The sequence below is a fragment of the Prauserella aidingensis genome (assembly GCF_024171865.1).
Taxonomy (GTDB): Bacteria; Actinomycetota; Actinomycetes; order Mycobacteriales; family Pseudonocardiaceae; genus Prauserella; species Prauserella aidingensis.
This window is the reverse complement of record NZ_JAMTCN010000005.1, coordinates 121,227-147,389: the sequence shown is the minus strand read 5'-3', so window position 1 is coordinate 147,389 and position 26,163 is coordinate 121,227. Positions and strand designations below refer to the sequence as shown.

At 69.9% G+C, this 26,163-nt stretch carries 31 protein-coding genes; 11 read left to right on the top strand and 20 right to left on the bottom strand.

Annotated features, from left to right (window positions below; all coding sequences use genetic code 11):
* Nucleotide 1: 1 nt before the first annotated feature.
* The 5 genes from LY13_RS08375 to LY13_RS08355 all read right to left on the bottom strand — a co-directional run bounded on the left by LY13_RS08375 (nt 2) and on the right by LY13_RS08355 (nt 4,362).
* The gene (locus tag LY13_RS08375; protein ID WP_253827733.1) at nt 2-646 is read right to left on the bottom strand and encodes a DUF3558 domain-containing protein; all 645 of its coding nucleotides are present in this window, start codon (nt 644-646) and stop codon (nt 2-4) included.
* A 37-nt stretch (nt 647-683) separates the two neighbouring features.
* The gene (locus LY13_RS08370; RefSeq protein WP_253827732.1) at nt 684-1,331 is read right to left on the bottom strand and encodes a DUF3558 domain-containing protein; all 648 of its coding nucleotides are present in this window, start codon (nt 1,329-1,331) and stop codon (nt 684-686) included.
* Nucleotides 1,328-1,633: a hypothetical protein gene (locus LY13_RS08365; protein WP_253827731.1), complete on the bottom strand. Its 306-nt coding sequence runs from the start codon at nt 1,631-1,633 to the stop codon at nt 1,328-1,330. Before LY13_RS08365 ends, LY13_RS08370 begins: the two co-directional genes overlap by 4 nt.
* A gap of 432 nt (nt 1,634-2,065) precedes the next feature.
* On the bottom strand, nt 2,066-3,175 hold the full coding sequence (locus LY13_RS08360; RefSeq protein ID WP_253827730.1) for a glycosyltransferase family 4 protein: 1,110 nt from the start codon (nt 3,173-3,175) through the stop codon (nt 2,066-2,068).
* Nucleotides 3,176-3,243: 68 nt separating this feature from the next.
* Nucleotides 3,244-4,362, bottom strand: coding sequence for a glycosyltransferase family 4 protein (locus LY13_RS08355; protein ID WP_253827729.1), 1,119 nt, complete (start codon nt 4,360-4,362; stop codon nt 3,244-3,246).
* Between the two features lie 336 nt (nt 4,363-4,698).
* Here LY13_RS08355 and LY13_RS08350 point away from each other — a divergent pair, with 336 nt between their 5' ends.
* Nucleotides 4,699-5,526, top strand: coding sequence for an inositol monophosphatase family protein (locus tag LY13_RS08350; protein ID WP_253827728.1), 828 nt, complete (start codon nt 4,699-4,701; stop codon nt 5,524-5,526).
* Between the two features lie 171 nt (nt 5,527-5,697).
* Here LY13_RS08350 and LY13_RS08345 read toward each other — a convergent pair whose 3' ends face one another.
* Entirely contained in the window at nt 5,698-6,168 is a 471-nt protein-coding gene (locus LY13_RS08345; RefSeq protein ID WP_253827727.1) for a DUF3592 domain-containing protein, read from the bottom strand.
* A gap of 140 nt (nt 6,169-6,308) precedes the next feature.
* The gene (menD, locus tag LY13_RS08340; RefSeq protein WP_253827726.1) at nt 6,309-7,994 is read right to left on the bottom strand and encodes a 2-succinyl-5-enolpyruvyl-6-hydroxy-3-cyclohexene-1-carboxylic-acid synthase; all 1,686 of its coding nucleotides are present in this window, start codon (nt 7,992-7,994) and stop codon (nt 6,309-6,311) included.
* Nucleotides 7,995-8,042: 48 nt separating this feature from the next.
* Here menD and LY13_RS08335 point away from each other — a divergent pair, with 48 nt between their 5' ends.
* The gene (locus LY13_RS08335; RefSeq protein ID WP_253827725.1) at nt 8,043-8,966 is read left to right on the top strand and encodes a 1,4-dihydroxy-2-naphthoyl-CoA synthase; all 924 of its coding nucleotides are present in this window, start codon (nt 8,043-8,045) and stop codon (nt 8,964-8,966) included.
* Between the two features lie 78 nt (nt 8,967-9,044).
* On the opposite strand, the gene LY13_RS08330 is transcribed toward LY13_RS08335, so the two are convergent.
* From LY13_RS08330 to LY13_RS08320, 3 genes are all read right to left on the bottom strand, one after another.
* Nucleotides 9,045-9,476, bottom strand: coding sequence for an NUDIX hydrolase (locus tag LY13_RS08330; RefSeq protein WP_253827724.1), 432 nt, complete (start codon nt 9,474-9,476; stop codon nt 9,045-9,047).
* Nucleotides 9,477-9,575: 99 nt separating this feature from the next.
* Entirely contained in the window at nt 9,576-10,280 is a 705-nt protein-coding gene (locus LY13_RS08325) for a creatininase family protein (protein ID WP_253827723.1), read from the bottom strand.
* Between the two features lie 10 nt (nt 10,281-10,290).
* The gene (locus LY13_RS08320; RefSeq protein WP_253827722.1) at nt 10,291-11,592 is read right to left on the bottom strand and encodes an NsdA family TPR-like regulatory protein; all 1,302 of its coding nucleotides are present in this window, start codon (nt 11,590-11,592) and stop codon (nt 10,291-10,293) included.
* Between the two features lie 665 nt (nt 11,593-12,257).
* On the opposite strand from LY13_RS08320, the gene LY13_RS25910 reads away from it, so the two are divergent.
* The 4 genes from LY13_RS25910 to LY13_RS08300 all read left to right on the top strand — a co-directional run bounded on the left by LY13_RS25910 (nt 12,258) and on the right by LY13_RS08300 (nt 13,797).
* The gene (locus tag LY13_RS25910) at nt 12,258-12,641 is read left to right on the top strand and encodes a hypothetical protein (RefSeq protein WP_308216287.1); all 384 of its coding nucleotides are present in this window, start codon (nt 12,258-12,260) and stop codon (nt 12,639-12,641) included.
* Nucleotides 12,628-12,888, top strand: a complete 261-nt coding sequence (locus LY13_RS08310; protein ID WP_253827721.1) for a hypothetical protein — start codon at nt 12,628-12,630, stop codon at nt 12,886-12,888. The genes LY13_RS25910 and LY13_RS08310 overlap by 14 nt, the downstream gene beginning before the upstream one ends.
* Before the next feature lie 154 nt (nt 12,889-13,042).
* Entirely contained in the window at nt 13,043-13,396 is a 354-nt protein-coding gene (locus LY13_RS08305; RefSeq protein WP_253827720.1) for a DddA-like double-stranded DNA deaminase toxin, read from the top strand.
* Complete coding sequence (locus LY13_RS08300) at nt 13,393-13,797, top strand: Imm1 family immunity protein (RefSeq protein ID WP_253827719.1); 405 nt, start codon at nt 13,393-13,395, stop codon at nt 13,795-13,797. Before LY13_RS08305 ends, LY13_RS08300 begins: the two co-directional genes overlap by 4 nt.
* Before the next feature lie 62 nt (nt 13,798-13,859).
* Here LY13_RS08300 and LY13_RS08295 read toward each other — a convergent pair whose 3' ends face one another.
* Nucleotides 13,860-14,168, bottom strand: coding sequence for a HigA family addiction module antitoxin (locus LY13_RS08295; protein ID WP_253827718.1), 309 nt, complete (start codon nt 14,166-14,168; stop codon nt 13,860-13,862).
* Nucleotides 14,155-14,433 (bottom strand): type II toxin-antitoxin system RelE/ParE family toxin, encoded by a 279-nt coding sequence (locus LY13_RS08290; protein ID WP_253827717.1) that lies wholly within the window; start codon nt 14,431-14,433, stop codon nt 14,155-14,157. Before LY13_RS08290 ends, LY13_RS08295 begins: the two co-directional genes overlap by 14 nt.
* A gap of 111 nt (nt 14,434-14,544) precedes the next feature.
* Here LY13_RS08290 and LY13_RS08285 point away from each other — a divergent pair, with 111 nt between their 5' ends.
* The 3 genes from LY13_RS08285 to LY13_RS08275 all read left to right on the top strand — a co-directional run bounded on the left by LY13_RS08285 (nt 14,545) and on the right by LY13_RS08275 (nt 17,176).
* Nucleotides 14,545-15,804: an AMP-binding protein gene (locus tag LY13_RS08285; RefSeq protein ID WP_253827716.1), complete on the top strand. Its 1,260-nt coding sequence runs from the start codon at nt 14,545-14,547 to the stop codon at nt 15,802-15,804.
* Nucleotides 15,805-15,926: 122 nt separating this feature from the next.
* The gene (locus tag LY13_RS08280; protein WP_253827715.1) at nt 15,927-16,799 is read left to right on the top strand and encodes a 1,4-dihydroxy-2-naphthoate polyprenyltransferase; all 873 of its coding nucleotides are present in this window, start codon (nt 15,927-15,929) and stop codon (nt 16,797-16,799) included.
* Between the two features lie 140 nt (nt 16,800-16,939).
* Nucleotides 16,940-17,176 carry a hypothetical protein gene (locus LY13_RS08275; RefSeq protein WP_253827714.1) on the top strand — a complete coding sequence of 79 codons (237 nt, stop codon included), beginning with the start codon at nt 16,940-16,942 and terminating at the stop codon, nt 17,174-17,176.
* Between the two features lie 231 nt (nt 17,177-17,407).
* Here LY13_RS08275 and LY13_RS08270 read toward each other — a convergent pair whose 3' ends face one another.
* Genes LY13_RS08270 through LY13_RS08255 form a run of 4 tightly spaced genes read right to left on the bottom strand, consistent with a single transcriptional unit; the run spans nt 17,408 to nt 19,754 of the window.
* Nucleotides 17,408-17,629, bottom strand: coding sequence for a hypothetical protein (locus tag LY13_RS08270; protein ID WP_253827713.1), 222 nt, complete (start codon nt 17,627-17,629; stop codon nt 17,408-17,410).
* A 50-nt stretch (nt 17,630-17,679) separates the two neighbouring features.
* The gene (cds1, locus tag LY13_RS08265; RefSeq protein WP_253827712.1) at nt 17,680-18,756 is read right to left on the bottom strand and encodes an L-cysteine desulfhydrase Cds1; all 1,077 of its coding nucleotides are present in this window, start codon (nt 18,754-18,756) and stop codon (nt 17,680-17,682) included.
* The gene (locus LY13_RS08260) at nt 18,753-19,274 is read right to left on the bottom strand and encodes a DUF4229 domain-containing protein (protein WP_253827711.1); all 522 of its coding nucleotides are present in this window, start codon (nt 19,272-19,274) and stop codon (nt 18,753-18,755) included. Before LY13_RS08260 ends, cds1 begins: the two co-directional genes overlap by 4 nt.
* Before the next feature lie 3 nt (nt 19,275-19,277).
* Entirely contained in the window at nt 19,278-19,754 is a 477-nt protein-coding gene (locus tag LY13_RS08255) for an Lrp/AsnC family transcriptional regulator (protein ID WP_253827710.1), read from the bottom strand.
* A gap of 214 nt (nt 19,755-19,968) precedes the next feature.
* Here LY13_RS08255 and LY13_RS08250 point away from each other — a divergent pair, with 214 nt between their 5' ends.
* Both LY13_RS08250 and LY13_RS08245 read left to right on the top strand, forming a co-directional pair.
* Nucleotides 19,969-20,178: a BldC family transcriptional regulator gene (locus tag LY13_RS08250; protein ID WP_183646459.1), complete on the top strand. Its 210-nt coding sequence runs from the start codon at nt 19,969-19,971 to the stop codon at nt 20,176-20,178.
* A 130-nt stretch (nt 20,179-20,308) separates the two neighbouring features.
* A complete protein-coding gene (locus LY13_RS08245) occupies nt 20,309-20,503 on the top strand; it encodes a hypothetical protein (protein WP_253827709.1) in 195 nt (64 codons plus the stop codon).
* 169 nt (nt 20,504-20,672) lie between these two features.
* On the opposite strand, the gene LY13_RS08240 is transcribed toward LY13_RS08245, so the two are convergent.
* The 4 genes from LY13_RS08240 to LY13_RS08225 all read right to left on the bottom strand — a co-directional run bounded on the left by LY13_RS08240 (nt 20,673) and on the right by LY13_RS08225 (nt 26,008).
* A complete protein-coding gene (locus tag LY13_RS08240) occupies nt 20,673-22,052 on the bottom strand; it encodes a MinD/ParA family ATP-binding protein (protein ID WP_443678903.1) in 1,380 nt (459 codons plus the stop codon).
* A gap of 345 nt (nt 22,053-22,397) precedes the next feature.
* On the bottom strand, nt 22,398-23,447 hold the full coding sequence (ccsB, locus tag LY13_RS08235) for a c-type cytochrome biogenesis protein CcsB (protein WP_253827707.1): 1,050 nt from the start codon (nt 23,445-23,447) through the stop codon (nt 22,398-22,400).
* Nucleotides 23,448-23,459: 12 nt separating this feature from the next.
* Nucleotides 23,460-25,253 (bottom strand): cytochrome c biogenesis protein ResB, encoded by a 1,794-nt coding sequence (gene resB, locus LY13_RS08230; protein WP_372493792.1) that lies wholly within the window; start codon nt 25,251-25,253, stop codon nt 23,460-23,462.
* Nucleotides 25,250-26,008, bottom strand: a complete 759-nt coding sequence (locus LY13_RS08225) for a cytochrome c biogenesis CcdA family protein (protein WP_253827865.1) — start codon at nt 26,006-26,008, stop codon at nt 25,250-25,252. The genes resB and LY13_RS08225 overlap by 4 nt, the downstream gene beginning before the upstream one ends.
* Nucleotides 26,009-26,163 lie beyond the last annotated feature (155 nt).

The window sequence follows — 26,163 nt, the reverse complement described above, 5'->3', positions numbered from 1 at the left end:
GTCAGGCCTTCGCCTTCAAATTGCCGACGACACGTTCCATGACCAGGCGACCAGCCTCGCACGGATCGTCGCCCTCTTCAGCACCCTTCGTACCGACGGCCAGTGACATGACCACCGCATACTCGTCCGCAAGCCCGACCACCGTGGTGCACGCCCGGTCCACGTCACTCTCGTGGTACTGAACCGCAGGAAAACCTCCGATGGGCGCGATCTCCGTGAATTGCCTACGTGACTGCGCGTTGGCGTAGGCCCCGCTCAAGCCCTGGCCCGTCCGCACGTCGTAGTTCAGGCCGAACGACGCCAAGGTCTCCTGATTCGACCAGTGACATCCAGGCCCCAAGGGCCGCAGATCGTCATCTTCACTGGTGACAGCATCGCCCAGAATCTCCTTGGCCTGGTCCTCCGTGAGCGCGTCAGTACACGGATCTCCGTCAAGCACGGACTTCGGAAGCGGGTCTGTGACGGCGGGTGCCCCGCTGTGCGGCAGCTCCTGGCCACTGCCTGCCGCGCTACTCGGTGCCGCAGACGGCATCGAGCCCGCCGTACTGGACGGCTCGGGCTGCGCCTGTCCGTCGGACTCGCTCGAACACGCGGTCGCCACCACGGCCACGGCAGCCAGCGCCGCGGTCCTGACCAGGTACCTCAATCGACCAGCCCTCCGCCGGACTGCTTCACTCCGGCCGTCAGGCCTTCGCCTTCAAATTGCCGACGACACGTTCCATGACCGTCCGTGAAGCCTCGCACGGATCTTCACCTTCTTCAGCACTATTGGTGCCGAGCGTCAGGCTTATGCCCACCGCGTACTCATCGGCCACGCCAACGACGGTGTTGCAGTTGCGCTCCTGACCGTCATCCCAGTACTGCACCGCGGGAAAGCCCCCGATCGGATCGATCTCGGCGAAGTTGTCCTCCTGGGTCTTCGCGTTGGCGTACGTCGCGCTCAACCCCTGACCCACAGCCGTGTCGTAGTTCAATGTGAACGAGGCCAACACGCTCCGGTTCGACCAACGACATCCCGGGCCAAGTCTCGGCTCATCAGCGTCCACGCTCGTGACGGCATCTCCGAGGAATTTCTTGGCTTGCGCCTGCGTCAACGCATCAGTACACGGGTCGCCATCGAGAACGGACTTTGGGAGCGGATTCGTGACGGCGGGAGCTCCACTGTGCGGCAGCTCCTGACCACCGTCCTCGGCGCTACTTGGTGCGGCGGACGCGCTCGAGGGCCCCACACCGGACGGCTCGGGCTGGGCCTGACCGTCGGACTCGCTTCCGCACGCCGCCGCCACCAGCGATACGGCGGCCAACGCCACGACCCTGACCAGGTACTTCAACCGAACATCCCTCCGCCGGCCTTCTTCGCGTCCTTGCCCGCCTGCTCGTCGACCTCGTTGTACACGTCGAGCGCCTTCTGCAGCTTCTCTGCGATGTCGACATAGCGCTGCCACTGGGCCTTCATGCTTCCGGAGCCCAGATCGAACAGCCCGTGCGCGACCTTCTGGAACGCTTGACTACCAGGGTCCGTGGCAGGCGGCTCGCTTCGAGTCAAGCTTTTGGCCCGTTCGTAGTTCCCCTGCATCTGGTCGGCGATCCACTTGGCTTTGCGGACCATGCCTTCGGCGGTCTCGGGGTCCATCTTGAATCCCCACCGGCAGGACCGCCGCCGGTCACCGTGCCCATCGCCCAGCCGTCCGCGGTCGCGGTGCCCTTCTCGCCCTGGACGGCGAAAACGGCCTTGTCCCAGAAGCTGTCGCCGGAACCGCCCCCGGAGCCGCCGCTCGTACTGACCTCACCACTGGCCTCGACGCCTGCGAATGCCTCCGCGCCGACCCCACCGGCGCTGCCCTCGTCAGCCATGACGGACCTTCCCCCGTTGCTCACCTCAGGTCTCGCAGCGGCCCAGCGTATCGGACCGGCGACCGTCCGGGGTCGGAATGCCGGATATCGCGACCGGAACCACACGCAGCCACCCGCCGACCGCTGCCGCAGCTTCGACGGCCACTGCGCTCCCCCGCGTTCCGGGGCGGAGCGGCCGCCACACGATCGGCCCACAGCCCTCTCAGCGCGGTCAGGCGGAGGTGAGGACCCGCAGCATCCCGTCGACGGAGCGTGGCCAGGTGAACTCCTCGGCCCGCGCCCGCGCGAGACTGCGGCGCACCGGCTCGGGGCTGCCGAGCAGGCCGGTCACGGCCCCGGCGAACGCACCCGCACGGTCGGCCACGGCTGCGCCGCAGCCCGGTTCGACGATCTCGCGCAACGCCGAGGACTCGGACACCACCACGGGCGTGCCGGACGCCAACGCCTCGAGTGCCGCCAGTCCGAACGTCTCGTGCGGTCCCGGGGCGAGCGACACGTCGGCGCTCGCCAGCAGCCGGGCGACGTCGCCGCGCTGCGGGAGGTGGCCGAGGAACCGCACCGGCAGGCCCCGTGCGCGGCGTTCGAGGGCTCGCCGCCGCGGCCCGTCGCCCGCGATCACCAGCCGCACGTTCGCGCCGGACTCGGTCAGCTCGGCGACCGTATCGACACTGCGTTCCACGTGTTTCTCCGGCGACAGGCGTCCGCAGTGGACGATCAGCGCGTCGGCACCACCCGTGAGTTCACGCCGCCAGTCGCCGTCGCGGCGGTCCGGGGTGAACGTGGTCAGGTCGACGCCCAACGGGACTCGACGCACGTTCGGCGCGCCGATGCGGTCGAACTCGCCCCGCGCGAACGCCGTCGTGCACACCACCGTGTCGTAGCTGCGCGCCATCCGGCGGTTCGCCGCGTCGGCGGCCCGTTCGGCGAGCGGCCGCGGCAGCAGGAACTGCTGGAGAAGCCGGTCCAGGCGTTCGTGCGAGATCACCACGCTGGGCACGCCGTGCTCGCGTGCCCACGCGCCCATCCCGCGCAGTGTCAGCCGGTCCGACACCTCGAGCAGATCGGGTTCGAGGTCGCGCAGCAACGTGCGCACCCGCAGCGGATCGACGGCCCGGTACCCGCCGGTGCCGGGAATCCGCGGTGCGGGCAGTGTCAGCCTGCGCACCCCGGTCGACAGTGTCGTGTCGTCGTGGCACGCCCCGGGCACGACGAGGGTCACGCGGTGTCCACACTCGACATACCCGGCGCCGAGGTGATGCAGCGCGGTGCGCAGCCCGCCGGAACGCGGCCCGTAGAAGTTGGCGAGCTGCACGATGTGCATCCGGGGTCGACGTGCGGGCTCTCGAACTCTGCCACCGGCCATCGCCACGCGCGCCCTTCCCGTGACCGTCACGCGGCTCGCAGGATCTGCCCGCGGACGGCGTCGTAGTGGCCGGTCAGCTTGCGGCAGACGGCGGGCCAGGTGCGGCCGAGCACCGCGGTGCGCCCCGCCTCGCCGAGACCGTCGCGCAGGTCCGGATCCCGCAGCGTGTCGATCACGCCGGGCAGCACGCGGGTGAACTCGCCGTGGTCGGGTGGGAGCAGGTAACCCGTTCGGCCGTGGTCGACGAGGTCGCGCGGCCCGCCCGCCGCCGGTGCGATCACGGGCAGCCCCGAGGCCATCGCCTCCTGCACCGTCTGGCAGAACGTCTCGTGCGGTCCGGTGTGCACGAACACGTCGAGGCTGGCGTAGATGCGGGCGAGTTCCTCGCCGTACCGCACGCCGAGGAACACCGCATCGGGCAACGCCTCGCGCAGCGACTCGTGCTCGGGCCCGTCGCCGACGATCACCACGCGCACCCCGGGCACGTCCGCGAGCGCGGCGAGCCTGCCGACCTCCTTCTCCGGGGCGAGTCTGCCGACGAAGCCGACGAGCAGTTCGCCACCCGGGGCCAGTTCGGCGCGCAGCTCCGGGTCGGTGTGGGCCGGGTCGAACCGGTCGACGTCCACGCCCCGGCCCCAGCGGTGCACCCGCGGGACGCCGTGCAGCCGCAACTGGTGTGCCGAGTCCGACGACGGCGCGAGCGTGCGGTCGGCACGCGAGTGCAACCTGCGCACCCACCGCCACGCGGCCCTGGCGCCGAGGCCGAGCCCGTACGCCTCGGCGAACCCGGGGATGTCGGTCTGGTACACCGCCACGGTCGGCACGCCGAGTCTGCGGGCCGCGGCCAGTCCCCGCGCGCCGACCACGAACGGCGACGCCAGATGCACCACGTCCGGGGCGAACGTCGCCAGCGCCGTCAGCACCGTGCGGGTGGGAACGCCCACCGGAAGCGTGTTCACCACCGGCAGGTCCACCGCGGGCACCCGCACCACGGGTGCGCCGCAGTACTCCTCGGGCCCGGCGCCCGGCGCGACCACCAGCACGTCGTCACCGCGGGCCGTCAGGTACTCCACGACCCGCAGCACGGAGTTGGTCACGCCGTTCACCTGCGGCAGGAAGCTCTCGGTGACGATGGCAACGCGCACGGGCCCAGCATCGACCGCCCCGACGGCCGTCCCACTACTCCCGCGTAACGGGCTGTGGAACGGTCACCGAACACTGTCGCCGAAGCCGCACCGCCGAGGGACGTCGCGAGGGGACGATTCGTGGCTCGCGGCCGCCCGTCGGCCCGACCCCCTCCCGGGCGCGCTGACGCGTGACTGCGTTCGATGCCCCAAGGGCACCTTGGTGGCGTTCAGTGCGACCAGGGTGCCCCTGGGGGCGCGGCCACCCTTCCCCCGGTCGAGTCGTCGTCGGATCGCGAGCGAGGTGTCATCTCCACTTCGCATGCAGGACACTCGCGGCCGCCACATTGGAGCGGCATGACCCTCTCGTCCCGAACGCTGCGCCCGGTCGACCCCGGCCTGCTCTCCCAGGCACTGGAGGTGGCAGGCAGGCTCGCCACCGACGCCACCGACGTGATCACCGCGACGGCGGGCCGCGGAGCACGGCCGACCACGAAGGAATCGCCGTTCGACTGGGTCACCGACACCGATCGCACCCTGGAACGGCACACCCGCCGCGTGCTGGCCACCGAGTTCCCCGACATCCCGGTCGTCGGTGAGGAGTACGGCGACGACGCGGGCGCGCACGGGGCCGAGTACCGCTGGGTGGTCGACCCGGTGGACGGCACCGCCAACTACGTCGCGGGCATCCCGTGGTGTTCGTACAGCCTCGCCCTGGTCGACGGGGACGGGCCGGTCGTCGGCGTGGTGGCGGACCCGTATCGGGGGCAGATCTACACGGCGGGCCGCGGCCGCGGCGCGCGCGCCAACGGGACGCTCGTGCGGGTGCCCGCGCGCACGAGGACGGCAGGGGCGATCGTGTGCACCGAGCTCAGCGGGGGCAACGCGTGGCCGGGGTTGTCGCGGTTCCTGGAGAGCGCCGCGGCGGCGCACACGGGCACGCGCGTGCTCGGCTCGTCGGCGCTGGCGGTCACGCAGGTCGCGCTCGGCCACGCCGTCGCCGCGGTGCTGCACGGATATCGCGAGTGGGACGTCGCCGGCGCGCTGGGAGTCGCGGGGGAAGCGGGGGCCGTGGTGCTCGACCGGCGCGGCGGTGAGGCGACGCTGCCGCTCGACGGGCTGCTCGTGGCCGCACCCGACGTGGCCGACGAGGTCCTCACCTGGTGGTCGGGCTGCCGCGAGTGACGGCGCTGCACCGGTCGGAGCGTGACCTGCGGGCGCCTGCGGCCGCCCCCCGGACAACGGCCCTGCCGGCACCGGCGGCAACGGGGCCGGGGAAGGCGCAGACGGGGCCAGGCGCCCGGGCACCCGTGGCTCTCCAGACTCAAGCGCCACACGCGGCCGGACCCGATGAGGTCAGGCTGCCGCGGATCTGCGCCAGCGGTGCGGTGCGATGCGGCCGCCCGCCTGCCGGCGCAGGAACCACAGCAGCGGACCGGCGACCAGCCAGGTGAACAGTGCGGTCGTGCCCGTCGGCAGGAGCGTCAGCACCCACGTGCGGCCAGCGACCTTCACCAGGTCCGGTTCGGTGGTGTCGTACTCGACGCGCACGAGCTGCCCCTCGCTCAACCCCTGCGGGTACAGCACGCCGAGGTCGGGGTTGTGCGACTCGCCGTCGGGGGTGTCGAAGCGGATGAGGGTGCGGTCCCACGTGACCTGTTCGACCTGCGCGACCGCGGCGCCGCGGTTCTCGGCGATGTCGCGGTCGTTGACCCACGCGCCCGCGGAGAGCACGGCGCACTCGAGGGTGATCAGCAGCGCGAGCCCGAGCACGACCCACGCGCCGATGCGCCACGCGCGCTGCCTGCGCGGATCGGAAGCGGTCACGGCTCGTGATCCTAGTGCTCCCTCCCGCCCGGTTCCCCCGACCACCCACGCCGACGAGGCAGCCTGGCTGCCGTGGACGCACCAGGTGGCCAGAAGTCCGGTCGACGTTCCACAGCTCGTTGCAGCCGCGCTGGGCGGGCTCAGCCGGTGACGGCCGCCGTCACCGCGTTCCGCAACGCGGCGTGCAGGTCGCGGTGCCTGCTCCGGTCGGCGCGCACCTCGATGACCCGCAGCCCCGGTTCGGGCGCCAGCGCGGCGCGGAACTCGTCCAGGTCGCCGGCCCGCCGGTACGGCACGCCGTAGCCCGCGCACAGGGCGGCGAGGTCGGCTCCGTGCGGGGTGCCGAAGATCCGCTCGAACCCGTCGCTGTGTTCCGGTGCGCCCTGTTCGAGCAGCGAGAAGATGCCGCCGCCGTCGTCGTTGACGACGATGATCGCCAGGTCGGGGCGGTCCTCGGCGGGCCCGATCAGCAGGCCGTTGATGTCGTGCAGGAACGTCAGGTCGCCGAGCAGCGCGTACGACGGGCCGCGGTGGACGCACGCCGCGCCGACGGCGGTCGACACGGTGCCGTCGATGCCCGCGACGCCGCGGTTGCGGTGCACCAGCACGTCCGGCCGCCTGCCGCCGACGAGTGCGACGTCGCGTGCCGGATTCGACGAGCCGACGACGAGCAGCGAGTCCTTCGGCAGGCCGTGGACCAGTTCCTCGGCGACGCGCAGGCCGCTGGGCCACGGCTCGCGGCCGAGCGTGTCGTGGACGGCGTCGACGGCCGCGGCGTCGGCGCGCTGCCACCGTGCGAGCCATTCCGGGTCGGCGGGTTTCGTCGGCTCGTCGAACCACTGCCCGACCTGGCGGACGTTGTGGGCGGGCGCGGGCCAGTCCGCGTCGGGCCGCACCAGCAGCACCTCGACGGCCGGGTCCGACAGCAGCCGCTGCACCTGGCGGAACACCGTGGGCCTGCCGATGCACAGCACCTGTTCCGGTTTGTGCTCGGCAAGGAACTCCTCGACGCCCAGCAGCCACGGGCCGCCGGGGATGGCGGTGTCGCCGCCCAGGCCGAGGCCGCCCGTCTCCGACAGCACGGGCCAACCGTGCTCGGCTGCCCATTCACTCGCCGCGTGCACCCCAGCGTCGCAGGCGATGACCAGGCCCTGCCGCGCGGACGGCACGACGGACGACGGCAGCGCGCCGTACTCGGGCAGTTCGGTCCACCGCGCGCCGCGGGGCCTGCCGTCGAGCGGTTCGTACCAGTCGGCGGCGCCCGCGACGCCGTCGCCGGCGTCGGGCACGAGCGGTTCGCGGAACGGCACGTTGAGGTGCACCGGGCCGCAGCGCCACTCGCCGTAGGCCGCGTTCCAGGCGCGGCAGATCTGACTGCGCCAGTAGGCGTTCTGCCCCGCGCGGCGTTCGGCGACGGCGAGCTCGTCGAAGTAGCGCACCGCGCCGCCGTAGAGGTGCTGCTGGTCGATGACCTGGTTGGCGCCCGCCGCGCGCAGTTCGGGCGGCCGGTCAGCGGTGAGCACGATGAGCGGCACCCCGGCGCGGTCGGCCTCGAGCACCGCGGGGTGGAAGTTGGCCGCCGCGGTGCCGGACGTGCACACCAGCGCCACGGGACGTCCGGTGCGGGCGGCGATGCCCAGCGCGAGGAATCCGGCGCCGCGTTCGTCGATGCGCACGTGCAGGGTCAGCTTGCCCGCGGCTTCGGCGTCGGACAGCGCCAGCGACAGCGGCGCGTTGCGCGACCCGGGGCACAGCACGACGTGCGACACGGTGTTGCGCACCAGCTCGTCGACGATGACCCTCGCCTGTGCGGTGGAAGGGTTCACGTGCGAGCCCCCTCGGCTGTTCGGGTGGAACCGCCTATTGTCCCAGGCGTGCATGACACCCAGGTATCCGAACTGTTCGACCCGGCCTCGTGGACGCCCGTCGAGGGCTTCGACTTCACCGACATCACCTACCACCGTTCCACCGAGAGCCGCTCGGGCAAGCACGTCGTCCGCGTGGCGTTCGACCGGCCGGAGGTGCGGAACGCGTTCCGCCCGCACACCGTCGACGAGCTGTACCGCGCGCTGGAGGACGCCCGGACCAGTTCCGACGTCGGTTGCGTGCTCATCACGGGCAACGGGCCGTCGCCGTCCGACGGCGGCTGGGCGTTCTGCTCCGGTGGTGACCAGCGTATTCGGGGTCGGTCCGGGTATCAGTACGCCGACGGGGAGACGTCCGACACGGTCGATCCGGCGCGCGCGGGCCGGCTGCACATCCTGGAGGTGCAGCGGCTGATCCGGTTCATGCCGAAGGTCGTCATCGCGGTGGTTCCGGGCTGGGCCGCGGGCGGCGGGCACTCGCTGCACGTGGTGTGCGACCTCACACTCGCCTCGGTCGAGCACGGCCGGTTCAAGCAGACCGACGCCGACGTCGGCTCGTTCGACGGCGGGTTCGGCTCGGCCTACCTGGCGCGGCAGGTCGGTCAGAAGAAGGCGCGGGAGATCTTCTTCCTCGGCGAGGCCTACAGCGCCGAGGACGCCGAGGCGATGGGGGCGATCAACAAGGCCGTGCCGCACGCCGAGCTGGAGTCGACGGCCCTGCAGTGGGGCCTGAAGACGCTCGGCAAGTCGCCCACGGCCCAGCGCATGCTCAAGTACTCGTTCAACCTGATCGACGACGGCCTCGTCGGACAACAGCTGTTCGCCGGCGAGACGACCCGGCTGGCGTACATGCAGGACGAGGCCGTCGAGGGCAGGGACGCCTTCCTCGAGAAGCGCGACCCCGACTGGACCGACCACCCGTACTACTACTGAGCGGGCGGCCTCGAAGACCGGCTCCCCCGCGTGTCCTGCATTCAGCCACGCGTGTTCTGCCTTCGGGCTTCGTTGTCGCTACGTCGTCGCCACGAGCTGCACACCGTCGTGCGCTCGCGTGTGCGGCCGGGTGTCGAACGCGTCATGAACGCGGATGGCGAAGGCCGGGCTCATGGATCGGGTGACCTCGTCGCGGTTCATCCAGCGGACTTCGCGCGCTTCGTCGGTCTGCGCGGCGAGGTCGCTGCCGGGGCTGCACCGGAACACCAGCGCAACGATGCCGCGGCTGAGGTTCTTGTAGACGCCGGTCAGCCGTTCCACCTCGACCGTCATGCCGGTCTCCTCGGCGACCTCACGACGCACGCCGTCCTCGAACGACTCCCCCAGCTCGAGCACACCGCCGGGCATCTCCCAGCGCCCGTCGTCGCGGCGACGGATCACGAGGACACGGCCGTCGGAATCGACGACAACGCCGGCGACGCTGACCGAGTGCTTCGGCATCTCACCCATCGCATCTCCCGCCTTGTCACCGGCGCAGCTGTTCATCAGACGGACGGAGGCTCATGATCGACGGTGTCATGCTCGCCCGCCGGATCCCGCTGTGGTCAGCTACTCGGTAAGCACCTTCAGAGTCTCGGCGAAGGACTGCACGAGACTGTCGAGCGCAGCAGCCCCTTTCTCTGCGCTGGCCAAAGATGGGCGGCCGATGGTGCCCCGGTCCGTGTAGCCGCGCATTCCTGTGACCAGCAGGTGCGGGCGGATGGACGCTTCGTGATCACTGTCCCCGTACGCCTGCCCCACGAGCTCAGGGTGTTCGCTCAGCAGGATGGATGTCTCCCACTCGCCGCCGTGCATGTCCTCGCTCGCTCCGGTTTCCATACCAGCGTGGCGGCGCGCATCGTTGACAGCGTGGCCGCCCGGGAACAGGGCCAGTCTCCGCTCCGACACGTTCGCTTCCTGCACGACGTTGGACAGCACGTAGTTGCCGCCGTGACCATTCACGAGCACGAGGTGCCGGACCGCCGACCGTTCAAGCGATGCCTGGACGTCGCTGATGACGCCGGCCAGCGTTCGTGAACTCACGCTCACGGTGCCCGCGAAGCCTTCGTGCTCGTGCGAGCAGGACAGGGTGAGCGGGGGCAACGTGAAGAGGTCGTGCTCGGCCGCGAGCCGGTTGGCGATCACGCACGCAATGACCGTGTCGGTAGCGAGTGGCAGATGGTTCCCGTGCTGTTCGAAACTCCCGACGGGAAGAACGGCGACGGAAGCACCCTGCTCGGCGACGTCATCGGCCGTCGCGGTTGTGAACAGCATCGCTTCCCCTTCACGTCCGCAGGACCTGCACTTGCCTCTCGAATCGCCGAGCCTGCTCGGTTGCGCCCGCTGCGGCGAGCATACTTGGGATTCTCGTGAGTTGATCTTCTGTGCGCGAGGACCTCGTTTCCTGCGTGATGCCCAGCGCACGGTCAGCCACGATCAACGCGTTGTCGACCTGCCCGTCGGTCGCATGGGCCACTGCGAGCCGCGCGAGGCACAGCCCCAGGTCACGACGAAACTCCGGTTGCCAGCGGGCCAGGCTGTCCTGCAGCGTGCTGATCGCCTCGGCGGCCTGGCCGAGCTCGACCCAGCAGTTCGCCGCTTCCATCTCGACATATTCGGGTGTGCAGTACTGCGTGAGGTCGAGCTCAGAGTCGGCCACGCGCCGCTGAGCGAGAAGATGCGCCTCGTTGATCGCCTCCGCAGATTGCTTCGCCTCGCCCAGCTGGGCCAGCGCGTAGGCACGCTGGCGCAAGGCGACCGCCCGGTAACCCGGGGGCAGCCGCGATCCCTGTTCCAGCGCCGAATCGGCAAGCCGCAAGGCCAGATCCGACCGTCTCGCATCGGTGGCGATGTTGCTGCGCCGCATGAGCACGTAGGAAGCCAACGTGTCGTCGGCAGCTTCCTGCGCATAGTCCAACGCGGTGCTGGACATCTGCATCGCGTGATCGAGCTGCCCGGTGTCTTGGTATGCCCACCCGGCGAACTCCGCGTATCGCGCGCCGACGTACAGCAGTTGCCGGCGGTCGTTGCCCCTGGCACTGGTCAGTAGCTCTTCCACATACCGCAGCTGCAACGGCACCAGGCTGAGCACGGACTGCGGCCCCGCCAGGTTGTCGGTGCTCGAGTACTGGTCCAACGTGCGCAAGAGCATGTCGGCCAGAGCGGAGTCGGTATGCATGCTCGTCGCGGCCACGATCGGGCCATCGGGCAGAGCGAACACATCTGCCGAGCGGTGCGCCGGAGCCTGCTGACTCTCAGGCAGGGAGAACCACAGCAGTTCGGGCGGCATCTTCAGCGCTTGCGCATAGTGGACGAGTTTGTCCAGCGCATCGACCTTGTTACGGCCCGACTCGATACGGCTCAGCTGTGACTGCGTCACCGTTCCCAGCCACCGGCTGACGGTTTCCTGCGACAACGCCCGATGGCCATGCGCAGGGTGGTAGCGATACGCGCGCAAGACCGTTCCCATGTCGCGGGTCGCGAACGCGTCTCGCATCTGGTCCGTGTGCCAGAAGTCCTGCCCGAGATCCGGCGCTTGGTCTGATCCGATGCCGCTGACCTGCCGACAGGGCGCGCAGACGCTCACACGGCTCTCGCGTGCAAGGCGACTACCGCAGCGCATGCAGTACCGGCCCATCCGCACCCACCCCCTCCCAGTGGTGGCCTGTGCTGCTCCCGCGCCCGGCAGTGTAACCGCTGGTCAGCAACCGAATGCGTCTCGCGCATAAGAGTCATGCACGAAGAGGGCATCTCCGGCCTTGCAGCGTCCATAACGTTCCCCTCGTTCGGCCGCCCAACCACCGGCAACGGAATGACTCCTATGACAGCTGCGACCACATCACAAAGGCTCTTCACCACATGGTTTCTCTGCTCAGCGGACGGCAACGACCATGCGGTCGAGGACGAGTCCTTCGCCACGGGCAGGGCTCGTGGAGCAGGCGAATACCGGGCCGTCTGCGGCCACACCGTCACGGCATCGCCGGCGATCCTGCCGAACGGTCCGCGCTGTTCGAGGTGCCGTGCAGTGCTCAACGGCCACGAAGACCGCAACCCTCCTCGGCACGACAAGCACTCCAGACGACCCGGCATCGTGCGCCGCCTCCTTGGCCGTGCCGTCCCCACCCCGGCCAGCGCTCTGTCCTGCCCCCGACCGGGGCGTGCCCCGCGGTCGGAACCCGACCCCGGTGGGAGCGAGCTGCCCACCCCCTCCGCGCTCGCTCCCACCGGATACCACGGGACGGAGGCAGGCCAATGACGGCGGCGGACGGCGTGATGCTCGCGCGGCCGATCCCCGGCCTGGTGAACGAGTCCCAGCGGATCAGCCACGTGTTCCCGATCCCCGCCACCCCGGCACCCCCACGCCGGATCACCGCCCTCTGCGGCGCGTCATTCGGCCCAGGCCAACTGCAACGGCTCGACAACCCCTCGGGCATGCCCTGCGAGCGCTGCCTGACCACGTCACCCCAGGGAGCCCGGAACCCCGGCCTGCCGACAGCGCGACTGGAGGCGATCGAACGCACCCTCCATCAGATGCAGGTCCAGATCAACGGAATCAAAACCGCCCTCGCCGCAACCCTCGGCGAACACCACGACCACGACGAAGTCCGGAGGAAGGACAGCGATGGCCTCCCATGAAGAAACCCTCGCAGCGCTGCACATGGCGTCAGGCCGATGCCACGAGATCCAAGGCGGCATCCACGCCCAAACCCAAGAAGTGGACAACATCGTGCAGCAACTCCTGGCCGCACTCGGCAACACCGAGGCAGGCACCCTGCTCCACGGCCAAGCAGCCCAAGCCACAGAAGCACTCAGAACGGCCACGGCAGCGATGGCGCAGCTCAAGGAGGGCATCGACGCCACGCTGCAACGATTTCAAGGCTGAGACCCAGGCGCAGCCGACTCCCACCATCACACCGACGCCGCCGGCCGCGGCGGGGATCCGCAACCCGCACGGCGACCGATATCCGGCCGAAGCCGCTCCCACCCCCGACAAGCTCCCACCGCGGGTCGTCAAAGGGTCGCCGAATTCACGGCTCGTGGCCTACCCCGAACTGGGCGGCCGCAAGCTCGGGCACATCACGCCCAACCGCGACGACCCATGGACCACCGAAGCGCACAAGGAACTGGTCAAACGCGGGTTCCGAGCCGTCATCGCCCGCCGCATGGCCCACCACGTCGAAATGAAAACAGCCGCGATGATGATCCGACTCGGCGAACGCCACGGCACACTGACCCTCAACCACGCGCCATGCGGCTCCGAACCCGGCGAAACCGGCGGCTGCCACGACTACCTCCCCCGTATCCTGCCGCCGGGGTTCTCGCTGACCGTCCACGGCACCGACGCCAACGGCAACCCGTTCACACGCACCTACAAGGGGACCACACCGTGACCAACCTCCTCGATCGCATCGGCTTCCACGTCGACGACATCACCGACGTAACCGCGTTCATCGCCGAAGTCCGCGACTTCGCCGCCCGCGGCGTGGAGGTCCCGCACATGTGGGCCGTCGCCGCAGGACCTGACGACCCCACCCACGACGACCACCTCGAACTCGAATTCGGCATCAGCACCCAACCCGGCACAGGCGCCCTGACCTTCGGCACCGGCGACACCATCTACGTCCCGGCACACGGCACCAACGACGACGACGTCGACTACCAGCTAGGCGGCGCCCACCCCGGCGGCTTCCCACCACGAGCAGAAGTGCCACTAGAGGACGTCTTCGCCGCACTGGAGCAGTTCGTCCGAACCGGGCAACGTCCAACCGTCATCGAATGGACCACCGTATGAGCCTTGCTATAGACGGGCACCACAGCAGGAGAAGCTCGTGACAAACGGGTGGCCTACCGGGGTCAGCCGGCGCTCGCCATCGGCGTGATGGTGTCGAGGTCATCGCCGATCTCGTCCAGCGCGAGGCGGCGGTCGTAGTCGGCCTGCAGAGCGGTCCAGAACCCTTCGGACATGCCGAAGAAGCGAGACAGCCGCAGCGCTGTGCCGGCGCTGATGGTGCGCCGCTCGGCAACGATCTCGGCGATGCGCGACTGCGGCACGTGGATCTCCCGCGCGAGCCGGTTGACACTGATGCCGAGCGGCTCGAGGAATTCCTCACGGAGGATCTCGCCCGGGTGGATCGGCTCGTGCGCCTTGTCAGTGGTAGTCACTGATCTCGACCTCCTCAGGTCCGGCAGCGGTCCAGATGAAGCAGATGCGCCAGTGATCGTTGATACGGATGCTGTAGCGACCCTTCCGGTCACCGCGCAGTTTCTCCAGTCGGTTACCCGGTGGTACACGCAGATCGTTCACCACGCCCGCACCATGGAGTAGTTGCAACTTGCGGTGCGCTGCGCGCTGCAAGGCCGGATGCAGCCTGGTGCGTTCCTGGTTCCACACCTGTTCGGTCTGCTTGTCGGCAAACGACTGGATCACACACTGATTATACGGACAACGTATAACACGTCAAACGTATAGGAACGCGCCGCACCGACACCTCGACGCCGGGTGATCACGAACCGCGACGGCGGGGCCTACGCTGGTGCGGTGCAGGTCGTGTTCACGGACGGTTCGCCCGCGTCGGTCGCCGAACTCGACGAGGCGTTGCAACGCGCGCTCGACGGCGGCGAACCACTGCTGCCGCTGGATCCCCGCAGTCCGCGCGCCGAGAGTCTGCGCGAGGCGATGGCCCCCGACGAACCCGGCGAACCGGACACCGCCGTGATCATCCCGACGTCCGGGTCGACCGGCGAGGCGAAGGGCGTGCTGCTGTCGGCGTCGGCGCTGCTGGCGTCGGCCCGCGCCACGCACGCCCGGCTCGGCGGCCCCGGCCGCTGGCTGCTCGCGACGCCCGCCAACTACGTCGGCGGGCTGCAAGTGCTCACCCGCGCGTGGCTGGCAGGGGTCGAACCGGTGACGCTCGACATCGCCGACGGGTTCGACCCGGACGCGTTCACAGCCGCGACGCGGCAGCTGCGTGACGCGCCCGGGCCGCATGCCGACGGGCCGTACTACACCGCGCTCGTGCCCACCCAGCTCGCCCGACTCCTCGCCGCGGGACCGGAAGCGGTGGAGGCGGCCGCGGCCTACGACGCGATCGTGCTCGGCGGCGCCCGGCTCGACGACGAACTCGCCCGCCGCGCCGAGGACGCGGGCGTACGCGCCGTGTCGTCGTACGGCATGAGCGAGACCGCCGGCGGCTGCGTATACGACGGCTACCCCCTCGAAGGCGTGTCGGTCCGGCTCGGCGAGGGCGACCGCATCGAGCTCGCGGGCCCCATGTTGAGCCACGGCTACCGCCTGCGCCCCGACCTCACCTCCGGCGCGTTCACCGCCGACGGGTGGCTGCGCACCAGCGACGTCGGCTCGCTGTACGACGACGGCACCCTCGCCGTGCTCGGCAGGCTCGACGACATGCTCAACACCGGCGGGGTGAAGGTGCCCGCCGCGGGTGTCGAGGCCGCGCTGACGGCCCACCCGCAGGTCCGGGCGGCCTGTGTGGTCGCCCTGCCGGACCCCGAATGGGGCGAACGGATCGCCGCGGTGATCGTCCCCGAGCCTGCAGAGTCCGGCACCGACGACACGGACACGCCCGGCGCGTCCGGCGAGCCCGACACCGGCGGCACCGGTGGGCCCGAGACCGCAGAGCAACTGTCCGAGGCCCTGGAAGAGGAACTGCGCGCACTCGTCCGGGACCGGCTCGGCCGCGCCGCCGTGCCGAAGCTGCTGCGCCACCTGCCGGAACTCCCGCTGATCGGCCCGGGCAAGGTCGACCGCGCCGCGGTCCGCGCCGTCCTCGACGACTGAGCGTCCCCCAAGGGCACCTTGGTTGCGTTGAGTGCAACCAAGGTGCCCCCGGGGCTCGCCTTGGGGCCGACTCTCGCCCTCCTGCCTACGGCGCAACACAGGGTTCGCGAAAGAATGCGGGCATGGCGACAGTCGCACAGTGGATCGAAGGCGCACGTCCGCGCACGCTGCCCAACGCCGTCGCACCCGTCCTCGCGGGTGCGGGCGTGGCCGCTCAGCTGGGGGCGTTCTCGTGGTGGCGGACGCTGCTGGCGTTGCTGGTGGCGCTGGCGCTGATCGTCGGCGTGAACTACGCCAACGACTACTCCGACGGCGTCCGCGGCACCGACGCCGACCGCGTGGGCCCGCTACGGCTGGTCGGATCCGGGGCGGCGTTGCCGATCCAGGTGCTGACGGCGGCCGTGAGCTGCCTCGCCGCGGCCGCGGTGTTCGGCCTGGCCCTCGTCGTCGCGACGGGGCACTGGCGGCTCCTGCTACTCGGCGGCATGTGCCTGGCCGCGGCGTGGTTCTACACCGGCGGGCGCAGCCCGTACGGCTACAAGGGCTTCGGCGAGGTCACCGTGTTCGTGTTCTTCGGACTCGCCGCGGTGCTGGGCACGGTGTACGTCCAGGCGGGCAGGCTGAACTGGACGGCGTTGGGCTGCGCGGTCGCGGTCGGCGCGCTGTCGTCGGCGGTGCTGGTGGCCAACAACCTGCGCGACATTCCTACCGACACCGAGTCCGGCAAGCGCACCCTGGCTGTGCTGCTCGGGGACACCCGTACCCGCTGGCTGTACGTCGCGCTGGCCGCGGTGTCGGTACTGGTGACGGTAGCCGTCGGACTGGCACACCCGCTTGCGTTCGTCGCCCTGGCGGCCACGCTGCTGCTGGTCAAACCGGTACGCGTGGTCGTCGGCGGTCACACCGGCCTGGACCTCGTGCCGGTGCTGCGCGACACGGGCCTGGCGATGCTCGCGTGGGCCGTCCTCGCAGGCGTCGCGCTCGCCTTCTCCTGAGAGCCGGGCCACCCGGGCAGGGCGGCAGGCACGCCAACCGAACAGAGCCCCGGAAAGAACAGAGCCCCGGCGACATAACCGCTCAGGGTCATCGGTCCACCGGGGCTTTCCGCTGTACAGCTTATCAGCCGCAAGGACTCATGAGTACACATGACACCCCCGAACCCGGCCGCTGGGTCCAGAAGTGGCTCTCACCGCCCCGGCACGCGGTCTACTTGGCCGCAGCCGGCGGCGACCATGCAAGAGCTCTGGCGCTCTACGAATGGAACAGCCAGGTGGCTGCCGCATTGCACCGGGATCTGGCACACATTGAGGTCGGCCTCCGCAACGCCTACAACGACGCACTGACCGAATACTGGTCGGGCCCCTCACACTGAACCTCCCACCCTCACGGGTTCTTCCCGCCCTTATGGCGTACACGGAACCGGCGCAAGGTTGACATCAACCGCAAACCCCGCGAAACGCTCGAACGTGCCCGGCGCGACGCCGGTGGTCGCGACGCCCCAGCCGGCAAGGTCATCGCCGAGCTTTCCTTCGGGTTCTGGCGCTACCTCAGTTCAGCGGCGCACGAGAAGACACTGTGGGTTCCCTGTCTTCACCGGGCCTTCTCACGCCCGCTCGACCGCCGCGACATCGATGCGCCCGTTGCGGAACTCCACATGCTGCGCAATCGCGTGGCGCACCATGAACCGCTTCTTCGCATTCGACTCGACAGCCGTGTCGACGAACTCCTCCGGCTCGCCGAATTCCTCGATCCCGAACTCGGCCGGTACCTCGAAACCACCACAACCGTCCCCCGACTGCTCGCCGACCGCCCACCGGTGAGCCATCAATGACAGCCGTCAGCCCTGCATAAGCCCTCGAGGCAGCAGTGAATCACCTACGGGAAGCGGCCGGTGTCCAGGAAACGGTGCAGGGCGTCCAGGTGCGGTTCGAGGTCGAAACCCTGCTCGGCGATCCAGGCGTCGTCGTAGTAGGTGTTGGCGTAGCGTTCGCCGCCGTCGCAGAGCAGCGTCACCACGCTGCCCCGCTCCCCCGCGGCCAGCATGCGCGCGACGACCGTGAACGCGCCGTACAGGTTCGTACCGGTGGAGCCACCCGCCCAGTGCCCCGTGCGCTCCCGCAGGAACCGGATGGCCGCCATGGACGCCGCGTCCGGCACCTGGATCATGTCGTCGATGATCTCCGGCACGAACGACGGTTCCACCCGCGGCCGCCCGATGCCCTCGATGCGGGAGGGCATGCCGGTGGAGTAGTCGCGGGTGCCGGTCTCCCAGGCGCCGTGGAACGCCGAGTTCTCCGGGTCGACGACGGCGATGCGGGTGTCGTACCGCCGGTAGCGCGCGTAGCGGCCGAACGTGGCGCTCGTGCCGCCGGTGCCCGCGCCGACCACGATCCACGAGGGCACCGGGTGCCGTTCCAGTGCCAGCTGCGCGAACACCGATTCGGCGATGTTGTTGTTTCCCCGCCAGTCCGTCGCCCGCTCGGCGTAGGTGAACTGGTCCAGGTAGTGCCCGCCGCACTCGGAGGCAAGCCGCTCGGCCTCGGTGTACATCGCGATCGGCACGTCCACGAAGTGACAGCGCCCGCCGTAGAACTCGATGAGGTCGATCTTCTCCTGGCTCGTCTTGCGCGGGACGACCGTCACGAAGTCGAGGCCCAGCATCCGCGCGAAGTACGCCTCGGACACGGCCGTCGAACCGCTCGAGGCCTCGATCAACGTCGTGTCCGGGCCGATCTGCCCGTTGACGAGGCCGTACAGCACGAGCGACCGGGCGAGTCGGTGTTTGAGCGACCCGGTCGGGTGGACCGATTCGTCCTTGAGGTACAGGTCGATGCCCCACTCGGGCGGCAACGGGAAGACGTGGAGGTGCGTGTCCGCGGAGCGGTTCGCGTCGGCCTCGATGATGCGGATCGCCTCCCGCACCCACTCGCGAGGTGCCGGCGCCGCCGTCACTCGCGGGCCTTCCCGGAGCCCGCGTCGTCGTCGGCGTCGGCGGCCCCATCCGGCCCGCCGGCTCCGCTGTCCCCGGAAGCGCTGTCCCCGGAGGAGCTGTCCCCGGAGCCGTCGTCCCCTGATGCGCTGTCCCCGGATGCGGCGTCCCTGGACTGAGGGGCCCCGGATGCGCCGCCCTCGGACACGCTGTCCTCCGATGCACCATCCTCGGACACGCTGTCCGGGTCGCGACGGTCGCCGCGCAGTTCCGCACGCAGCCGCGCACGCTCACGGGCGCGGTGCTTGTTCCGCTCGGCGAGTCCGGCGGTCACCCGGGCGTTCAGACCACGCAGCAGCAGCATGCCGAGCGGCAGACCGACGACCAGGCCGACGAGCACGGCCACCAACAGCGGCACGCCGACCAGCGTGAGCACCGCGGCGATCACGGCGACGAGCGCGAACCGCGCGAGCAGGTACAGCGTCAGGTCCCGCCCCAGGTGTGCCGGGGCCTTGGAGGCCGAAGATGCTGGTGCGTTCACGTTTTACGAGGTTACGCCGTCGTCGTCGGCGTCGAGTAAACGGTTGTTGGGTCTGCCCTCGAACCGGGTCGACAGCACCACGGTCGTGCGGGTGCGCGCAACGCCGTCGATCCGGCGGAGCCTGCCGAGGGCGTGCTCCAGCTCGTCGACGGTCTCCACGCGCACCTTGACGACGAACGCCTCGTCCCCGGCCACGGCATAGCAGCTCTCGACCTCGGCGAGCTCGACGATCTCGTCGGCGATCTCGTCGTTGGACCCCGTGTCGGTGGGCTGGATGCCGACGAGCGCGGTCACGCCGAGTCCGACGGAACGCGGGTCGACCGTCGCGTGGTAGCCGGTGATGACACCGGCGGCCTCGAGCTTGCCGACCCGCTCGTGCACCGACGACGGCGACAGTCCCACGGTCCTGCCGATGTCGGCGTACGTCGCCCTGCCGTTCTCCCTGAGGGCGGCGATGATCTGGCGGTCGAGACGATCCACGCCGACAAGTTAACGGCCGCCCCACACGACGCGCCCGCCCGGGTTGGCCGCCGGAACACCACGACCTGGGCAAATGTCCGAACCGGCCCGTTTGTCCATTACCTCCTCTTTACTCGGCAAACACCGTTCGAGTACCCGACGGGCGGAGTGCAACGATTACAGAACAGTCCTGCATCTGGACAGACATCGACGGTGGTTCAAAGGAGGCGGATTCGTGACCGCAACCACAGGAGGACGGCTGCTCACCCCCGGTGAGGTCGCCGCGTTGTTCCGAGTGGATCCGAAGACGGTGACGCGCTGGGCCACGGCGGGTCGGATCGGTTCCATCCGCACCCCGGGTGGACACCGCCGGTTCCGGGAAGCCGAGGTCAACGAGCTGCTCGCGGAGTTGACCACCGACCCCGGCGGACCACAGCACTCCTGACGTCCGCCTCGCGGGAGCGCGGGACGGACCCGTCGGGCGCGCGACGGGGTGTCCGGATCGCCCGTTGCGGTCCGGCGGCTCGCACCGACGCGCTAGGCTGGTACCAGTCAGCCCATGGGAAGGAGCGGGCATGCTGTATTTGCTCGCGGTGGTCGGCGCCATCACGATCTCTGTCGTGGTGTGGCGATTGCTGAGCCAGGAGCGCGTCGGCGCAGGCACCAAGCCGAATCGCGCCAACCCGGTCGCGCCGGACGACGACCCGGAATTCCTGCGCAAGCTCGGTGAGCAGAAGCCGAAACGCCCCGACGAGGACGACACCAAGTAGCTGAAACGACGTCGGCCGCGGCCCGTCCGGTTGGATGGGCCGCGGCCGACGTCGTGTTTCGTGTGGCCCACCACGTGGTCCCACCGCGTGCTCGCGCGTGCGCCCGGCCGCCGGTGGACAGCCTCCACTGGGCCGACCTCCAGCGGGCAGGCCTCCAGCGGGCAGGCCTCTAGTGGGCCATGCGATCCATGGCGAAACCGTCCGCGACGGTGGCCGCCAGTTCCAGCAGCGCGGTGCGGGTGTCCTTGTCCAGCCGATCCAGATCGATCTCCGCGCCCTCTTCGAGGTGCGGGTCGAACGGCACCTTCACGACACCGCGCGTGCGGGCGGAGAAGTGCGCCGTGAGCTTGTCGAGATCGACCGATCCGGACTTCGGACGCACCGAGTTGATCACCGTGATCGACCGTTGCACCAGCTCGCCGTAGCCGTGCGCGTCGAGCCAGTCGAGCGTCGCCGAGGCGCTGCGCGCGCCGTCCACGGACCCGGACGAGACGATCACCAGCGAGTCGGCGAGGTCGAGCACGCCCTTCATCGCCGAGTGCATCAGTCCGGTGCCGCAGTCGGTGAGCACGATGTTGTAGAAGTGCTCGAGCAGGTCGACGGCCCTGCGGTAGTCGTTCTCCGAGAACGCCTCCGACACGGCCGGATCCTGCTCGCTGGCGAGGATCTCCAGCCTGCTGCCGCCCTGGGACGTGTACGCCCGCACGTCGCTGTAACGCGTGATGCGATCGGCGTCGCGCAACAGGTGACGCACCGTCGCCGTCGTCTCGATCGGGATCTTCTGCGCCAACGTGCCGCGGTCCGGGTTGGCGTCCACGGCGATGACGCGATCACCGCGCAGCGACGCGAACGTCGACCCGAGCGTCGTCGTGGTCGTCGTCTTCCCGACGCCGCCCTTGAGGCTGAGGATGCCGATCTTGTAGCACCCGCGCAGCGGCTGCTGAACCCGCGCGGTCAAGTCCCGTTCCGCACGGTCGGCGGGGCCTTCGCCGGGGTTGACGAGCTTGCCCGTGCCGACGTAGAGCGCCTTGCGCCAGCCCGACCGCGGCGGCCGTTTGGTCTGCTTCACGAGGCTGTTGCCCGCCAGGTCGGACGATCCCTGCGCGGTGCGCTGCGGCTGCGGCAACGGCGGCAGGCCCTGCTCGCCCGGCTGCTGCCCCTGGGGCATCGCCTGCTGCGGGTGCTGTGCCTGCGGATTCGGTGGCTGTTGGGGATGCGGCGGCTGGCCCTGCGGTTGCCCCTGCGGCGGCATGCCCTGTGGCTGCTGCGGCGCACCGAACTGGCCGGGCTGCCCCTCGAAGTACCGCTGGGCGTACGACTCGCGCGGTCCCTCGGGCGGCTGCGCGTACTGCGGAGGCTCGTACTGTGGCCGTTCAGGGTGCGGCTGTTCGGGGTGCGGCCGACCGGGCTGCGGCTGCCCCTGGGCCGGCTGCTGAGGCGACTGCCCGTGGGCCGCGTCGTGCTGGGCGAACTGGGAGTACTGCGCGTACTGCTGGTACGCCGCCGCCTGTGCCTGCTGACCGTCCCCTGTCGCCTGGTCCGGGGTCAGCGGCGGGAGGTTCGGGTCGTACGGCTGCTGAGCCGGATAGTGCACCGCGGGCTGGGTCTCCTCGCCGGACGGCACGGAGCCGGGTTGCTGCGGCTGTGGCGGGCTGACGCGCTGCGTCACCTCGGGGCTGTCGGGCGCACTCAACGGGTCCGCGTGCCCCGGATCCACCGGAGCGGGCGTGGAATCCGTGACGTCACGCGCCGCGTCCGCGGCGTCATGCAGGTGGTGCGCCCCATGAGGCTTCTGCGGTTCCTGCCCGTTGGGGTCGTTCGCTGCGGTCACCGCTTCAATCCTTCGCATGGTCGTCGTACCAGGTGCGACGCTACCCGGCGGTCGACGGTTCCGTCAGCCAACTCCCGCGTACGAGTGGAGGCCGGTGGTGACGAGGTTGACGAAGAACAGGTTGAACACCGTGACTGCGAAACCGATCACATTGATGACCGCGGCACGGTTCCCGCGCCAGCCCGCCGTGGCACGGGAATGCAGGTAGGCGGCGTAGACGATCCACGCGATGAACGCGACCGTCTCCTTCGGATCCCAGCCCCAGAACCGGCCCCATGCGGCTTCGGCCCAGACCGCCCCGCACAGCACTCCGAAGGTGAAGACCGGGAACGCGAAGACCGTCGTCCGGTACGCGACGCGGTCGAGCACGTCCTTCGCCGGGAGCTTCGCCGCGAACTTCGCGAACTTCTCCGGGTGACTCTCGTTACGTGCCTTGATCAGGTAGAAGATGCTCGCGACACCGGGGACGAGGAACACGCCGGACGACGCCGCGGCGGCCGCGACGTGGATGATCAGCCAGTACGACTGGAGCGCGGGCTGCAGCGGCGCGGCGACGGCGTAGAGCCAGGTGCCGCCGATGAACATCAGGATCACGTTCGGCAGCAGCACGAACATCGACAGGTGTCGCACCGGGTGCTTACGCAGCAGCACCAACCAGGCCGTGACGGCGACGAAGCACGTGATCATCACGTACTCGTACATGTTTCCCCAGGGCACACGGCTGGTCGCGAGCCCGCGCAGCACGAGTGCCGAGCCGTGCAGCAGCAGGCCCAGCACCGTGAGCGCGATGCCCATGCGACCGAACCGCTCCGCCCGCGTCGGCGCCCCGCCCGTGTTGCGGATCCCGGGGCCCGTGTTGTGGATTCCGGGGGTCGTGTTGTGGATTCCGGGGGTCGTGTTGTCGATTCCGGGCGCCGTGTTGCCGATTCGGGAGGTCGTGTTGTCGATTCCGGCGCCGACGAGTTCCCGGTTGCGGGTGCGCTCGGCGACCTCCCGGCCTCGCCTGCCGAAGGACTGCTCGACGAGGAAGAACACCATCGCCAGGATGTAGATGACGACGGATGTGGTGTACGACCAGTCGCTGTACTGCGACAACGTCTCGTTGACCGGCATCTCCAGGCCCTTCTACTTCCGGCCGAGGAGTTCGGCGGCGATGCGCGTGAACTCCTCGCCGTACCCGGCTTGATCGGTGCGGGCGAGCCCGCCCACTTCTACTACGGTACGTCGTGGGTCGGGTTTCGCGTCACCCGCGGTGCCGTCACCTGCGGTCACGCCGCCGGCAGCGCTCTCGTCGCCGGCGGCATTGCCCTCATCGCGGGCACCGTCGCCGCCGGCAGCACCGCCACCGGCGTCGTCACCGGCAGCGCCCGCGGCAGCACCTTCGCCGTCGGCAGCACCTTCACCCGTGGCACCCGCCGTCACCTCGACCGGCGTGGCGCGCACCCACAGTCTGCGCCGCTTGATGAACAGCGACGCCCCGAGCCCGGCGAACATCACGATCGCCGACACGAGCACCCAGTTCTGCAGCGGATCGTGCGAGACCTGCAGCGCGACGAACCGCTCCACGCCGTCGAACGTCACCCGCGTGCCGTCGTCCAGGGTGAGGGACTGGCCGACCTCGAGGTTCTCGCGCGCGACCCGTTCGAGCCTGCCCGCGTCGACCATCGACTGGTCGATCTCGAAGATCGACTGTCCACGCCCCGAGCTGAACCCCAGGTCGCCGCGCATGATGTCGACCGCGACCTGCGGATCGTTCAGCTGCGGCCCCGCCGACGACAGGATGTTGCCGTGCATCGACGGCGTCGGCGCGAACAGGCCCGTCACCGCGAGTTGCCGTTCCCGCCGCTTCACCGGGTCCGTGATGCCCGGTTCCTCGAACTTCGTCGCACCCTCGGACAGGTAGGTCTGCTGGTCGACCGGCCGCCACTGGACGGTCTGGGTGCGGCTCTGCCCGTCGGGGAAGGTCACCGTGAACGTCGGCGCGTACCCGTGGTTGAGCAGGTACAACCGGTCCCCCGCGGTGCGCAGCGGCTCGTTGACCTCGAGGTGGTGCTGCCGCCACGTGCCGGTCTGCAGGTCGTCGCCGGACTGGTAGTCGATGTCGGCCTCGTAGGCCACGGGCTGGCCGCCTCGGTACTCCGCGTCGAAGTCGTTCACACGCACGCAGAACGGGTTCAGCTGGGTGCCGTCGACCTGCAGACCCGGTTCGAACGCGTCGTAGTTGTAGATACCGGAGTTGCAGAACTCCGAGCCGTCGGCCAGCACCACGACCTGACCCTCGTACGAGTACAGCGCACCGGCCGCGAACGAGATGATCACGCCGAGCATGCCGAAGTGGAACAGCAGGTTGCCGGTCTCGCGCAGGTAGCCGCGTTCGGCGCTGATGCTGCGTGCGCCGCCCGCCTCCTCACGCTCGGCGAGCCGCCATCCCCGCAGGCGTCGACGCGCGCCGGCCATGACGGCGTCGACGTCGTCGGTGGTCTCGACGCGCTCGTGGTGCGGCAACCGGCGCAGATTCCGCGGCGTCAGCACCGGCCTGGACCGCATGCTGCGGATGTAGTCCGACGTCCGCGGCACGAGACAGCCGATGATCGACACCATCAGCAGCAGGTAGATCGCCGAGAACCAGACGCTGGAGTAGACGTCGAACATCTGGAGGCTGTCGAGCAGGCTGCCCCACCAGCCGTGTTCGTCCAGGTAGCCGTTGACGTTCCGTTCGTTGACCGACCGCTGCGGCAGCAGCGCACCCGGCAGCGCGGCGACGGCGAGCAGGAACAGCAGGATCAGCGCGGTGCGCATCGACGTCAGGCCACGCCAGGTGTTGCGGACCAGCGCCCACGCCCTGCGCAGCGGTGTCGCGCGGTAGGCGGGCACGGCGTTGTCGGCGTTGTCGGTCTGCTCGGACGGCGCTGGGGTCACAGGGGCAACCTCGTGTCGGTGATGAAGGCGTCCCGCAGCCACGACGTGAGCTCCGTCCACAGGCCCGTGACCAGCATGATGCCGACGACGAGCAGCAGGCCGCCGCCGAACAGCTGCACCCGCCTGCCGTTGCGGCGCAGCCACGCGATCGCCGACACGGCCCACTTCGTGCCCGCCGAGATGAGCAGGAACGGCAGTCCCAGTCCGACGCAGTAGACGAGGACGAGCACGAATCCGCGCGCGCCGGTGCTACCGCTGGCGGCGGAGATGGCGAGGACACCGGACAGTGTCGGTCCGATGCACGGCGTCCAGCCCAGGCCGAACACGGCTCCCAGGACGGGCGCGCCCCACAGCCCCGCCCGCGGGACGTGGTGCGAACGCACCTCCCGCTGCAGCCCGGGCACGAGGCCGAGGAACACGAGCGCCATGAAGATGGTGAGCACGCCGCCGATGCGCTGCAGCGTCTCGGCGTTCACCAGTAGCGCGTCGGCGAGCCAGACGAGACTGCCGACACCGGCCGTGAACACCACGGTGAAGCCGAGTACGAACAGCGCTGTCGCGCCGACGACGGAACGTTTGCCACGCTTCGGCTTCTCGTCGGCCTCAGCGGCGTCGACCGCCGGGGCGTCGGAGCCGACCAGCGCGGCGAGGTAGGCGAGGTAGCCCGGGACGAGCGGCACCACGCACGGCGAGGCGAACGAGATCGTGCCGGCCAGCAGGGCCACGGCTGCGGCCAGCAACAGCGGTCCTGACATCGCCAGCTCGGTCGCATTCACGACACCCAGACTAGGGAATGGGGTCGGTGTTAAATCGCCGCCCCCTGTCTCCACCTGCGGGAATGCGGCGCCCGTCACTCTTTCCGACTCGAGGCCACGCCGACTCCGTGTTGCGCCCACCCGCCGGGACAAGC

Bases quoted from the DNA above. Each gene is read 5' to 3' on its own strand.
- LY13_RS08330 (WP_253827724.1), bottom strand. From the start codon at position 9,476: ATGGGTGAGATGCCGAAGCACTCGGTCAGCGTCGCCGGCGTTGTCGTC.
- LY13_RS08365 (WP_253827731.1), bottom strand. From the start codon at position 1,633: ATGGACCCCGAGACCGCCGAAGGCATGGTCCGCAAAGCCAAGTGGATC.
- LY13_RS08225 (WP_253827865.1), bottom strand. From the start codon at position 26,008: ATGTCAGGACCGCTGTTGCTGGCCGCAGCCGTGGCCCTGCTGGCCGGC.
- ccsB (WP_253827707.1), bottom strand. From the start codon at position 23,447: ATGCCGGTCAACGAGACGTTGTCGCAGTACAGCGACTGGTCGTACACC.
- LY13_RS25910 (WP_308216287.1), top strand. From the start codon at position 12,258: ATGACGGCGGCGGACGGCGTGATGCTCGCGCGGCCGATCCCCGGCCTG.
- LY13_RS08360 (WP_253827730.1), bottom strand. From the start codon at position 3,175: ATGCACATCGTGCAGCTCGCCAACTTCTACGGGCCGCGTTCCGGCGGG.
- LY13_RS08310 (WP_253827721.1), top strand. From the start codon at position 12,628: ATGGCCTCCCATGAAGAAACCCTCGCAGCGCTGCACATGGCGTCAGGC.
- LY13_RS08350 (WP_253827728.1), top strand. From the start codon at position 4,699: ATGACCCTCTCGTCCCGAACGCTGCGCCCGGTCGACCCCGGCCTGCTC.
- LY13_RS08325 (WP_253827723.1), bottom strand. From the start codon at position 10,280: ATGCTGTTCACAACCGCGACGGCCGATGACGTCGCCGAGCAGGGTGCT.
- LY13_RS08280 (WP_253827715.1), top strand. From the start codon at position 15,927: ATGGCGACAGTCGCACAGTGGATCGAAGGCGCACGTCCGCGCACGCTG.
- LY13_RS08270 (WP_253827713.1), bottom strand. From the start codon at position 17,629: ATGGCTCACCGGTGGGCGGTCGGCGAGCAGTCGGGGGACGGTTGTGGT.
- LY13_RS08245 (WP_253827709.1), top strand. From the start codon at position 20,309: ATGCTGTATTTGCTCGCGGTGGTCGGCGCCATCACGATCTCTGTCGTG.
- LY13_RS08275 (WP_253827714.1), top strand. From the start codon at position 16,940: ATGAGTACACATGACACCCCCGAACCCGGCCGCTGGGTCCAGAAGTGG.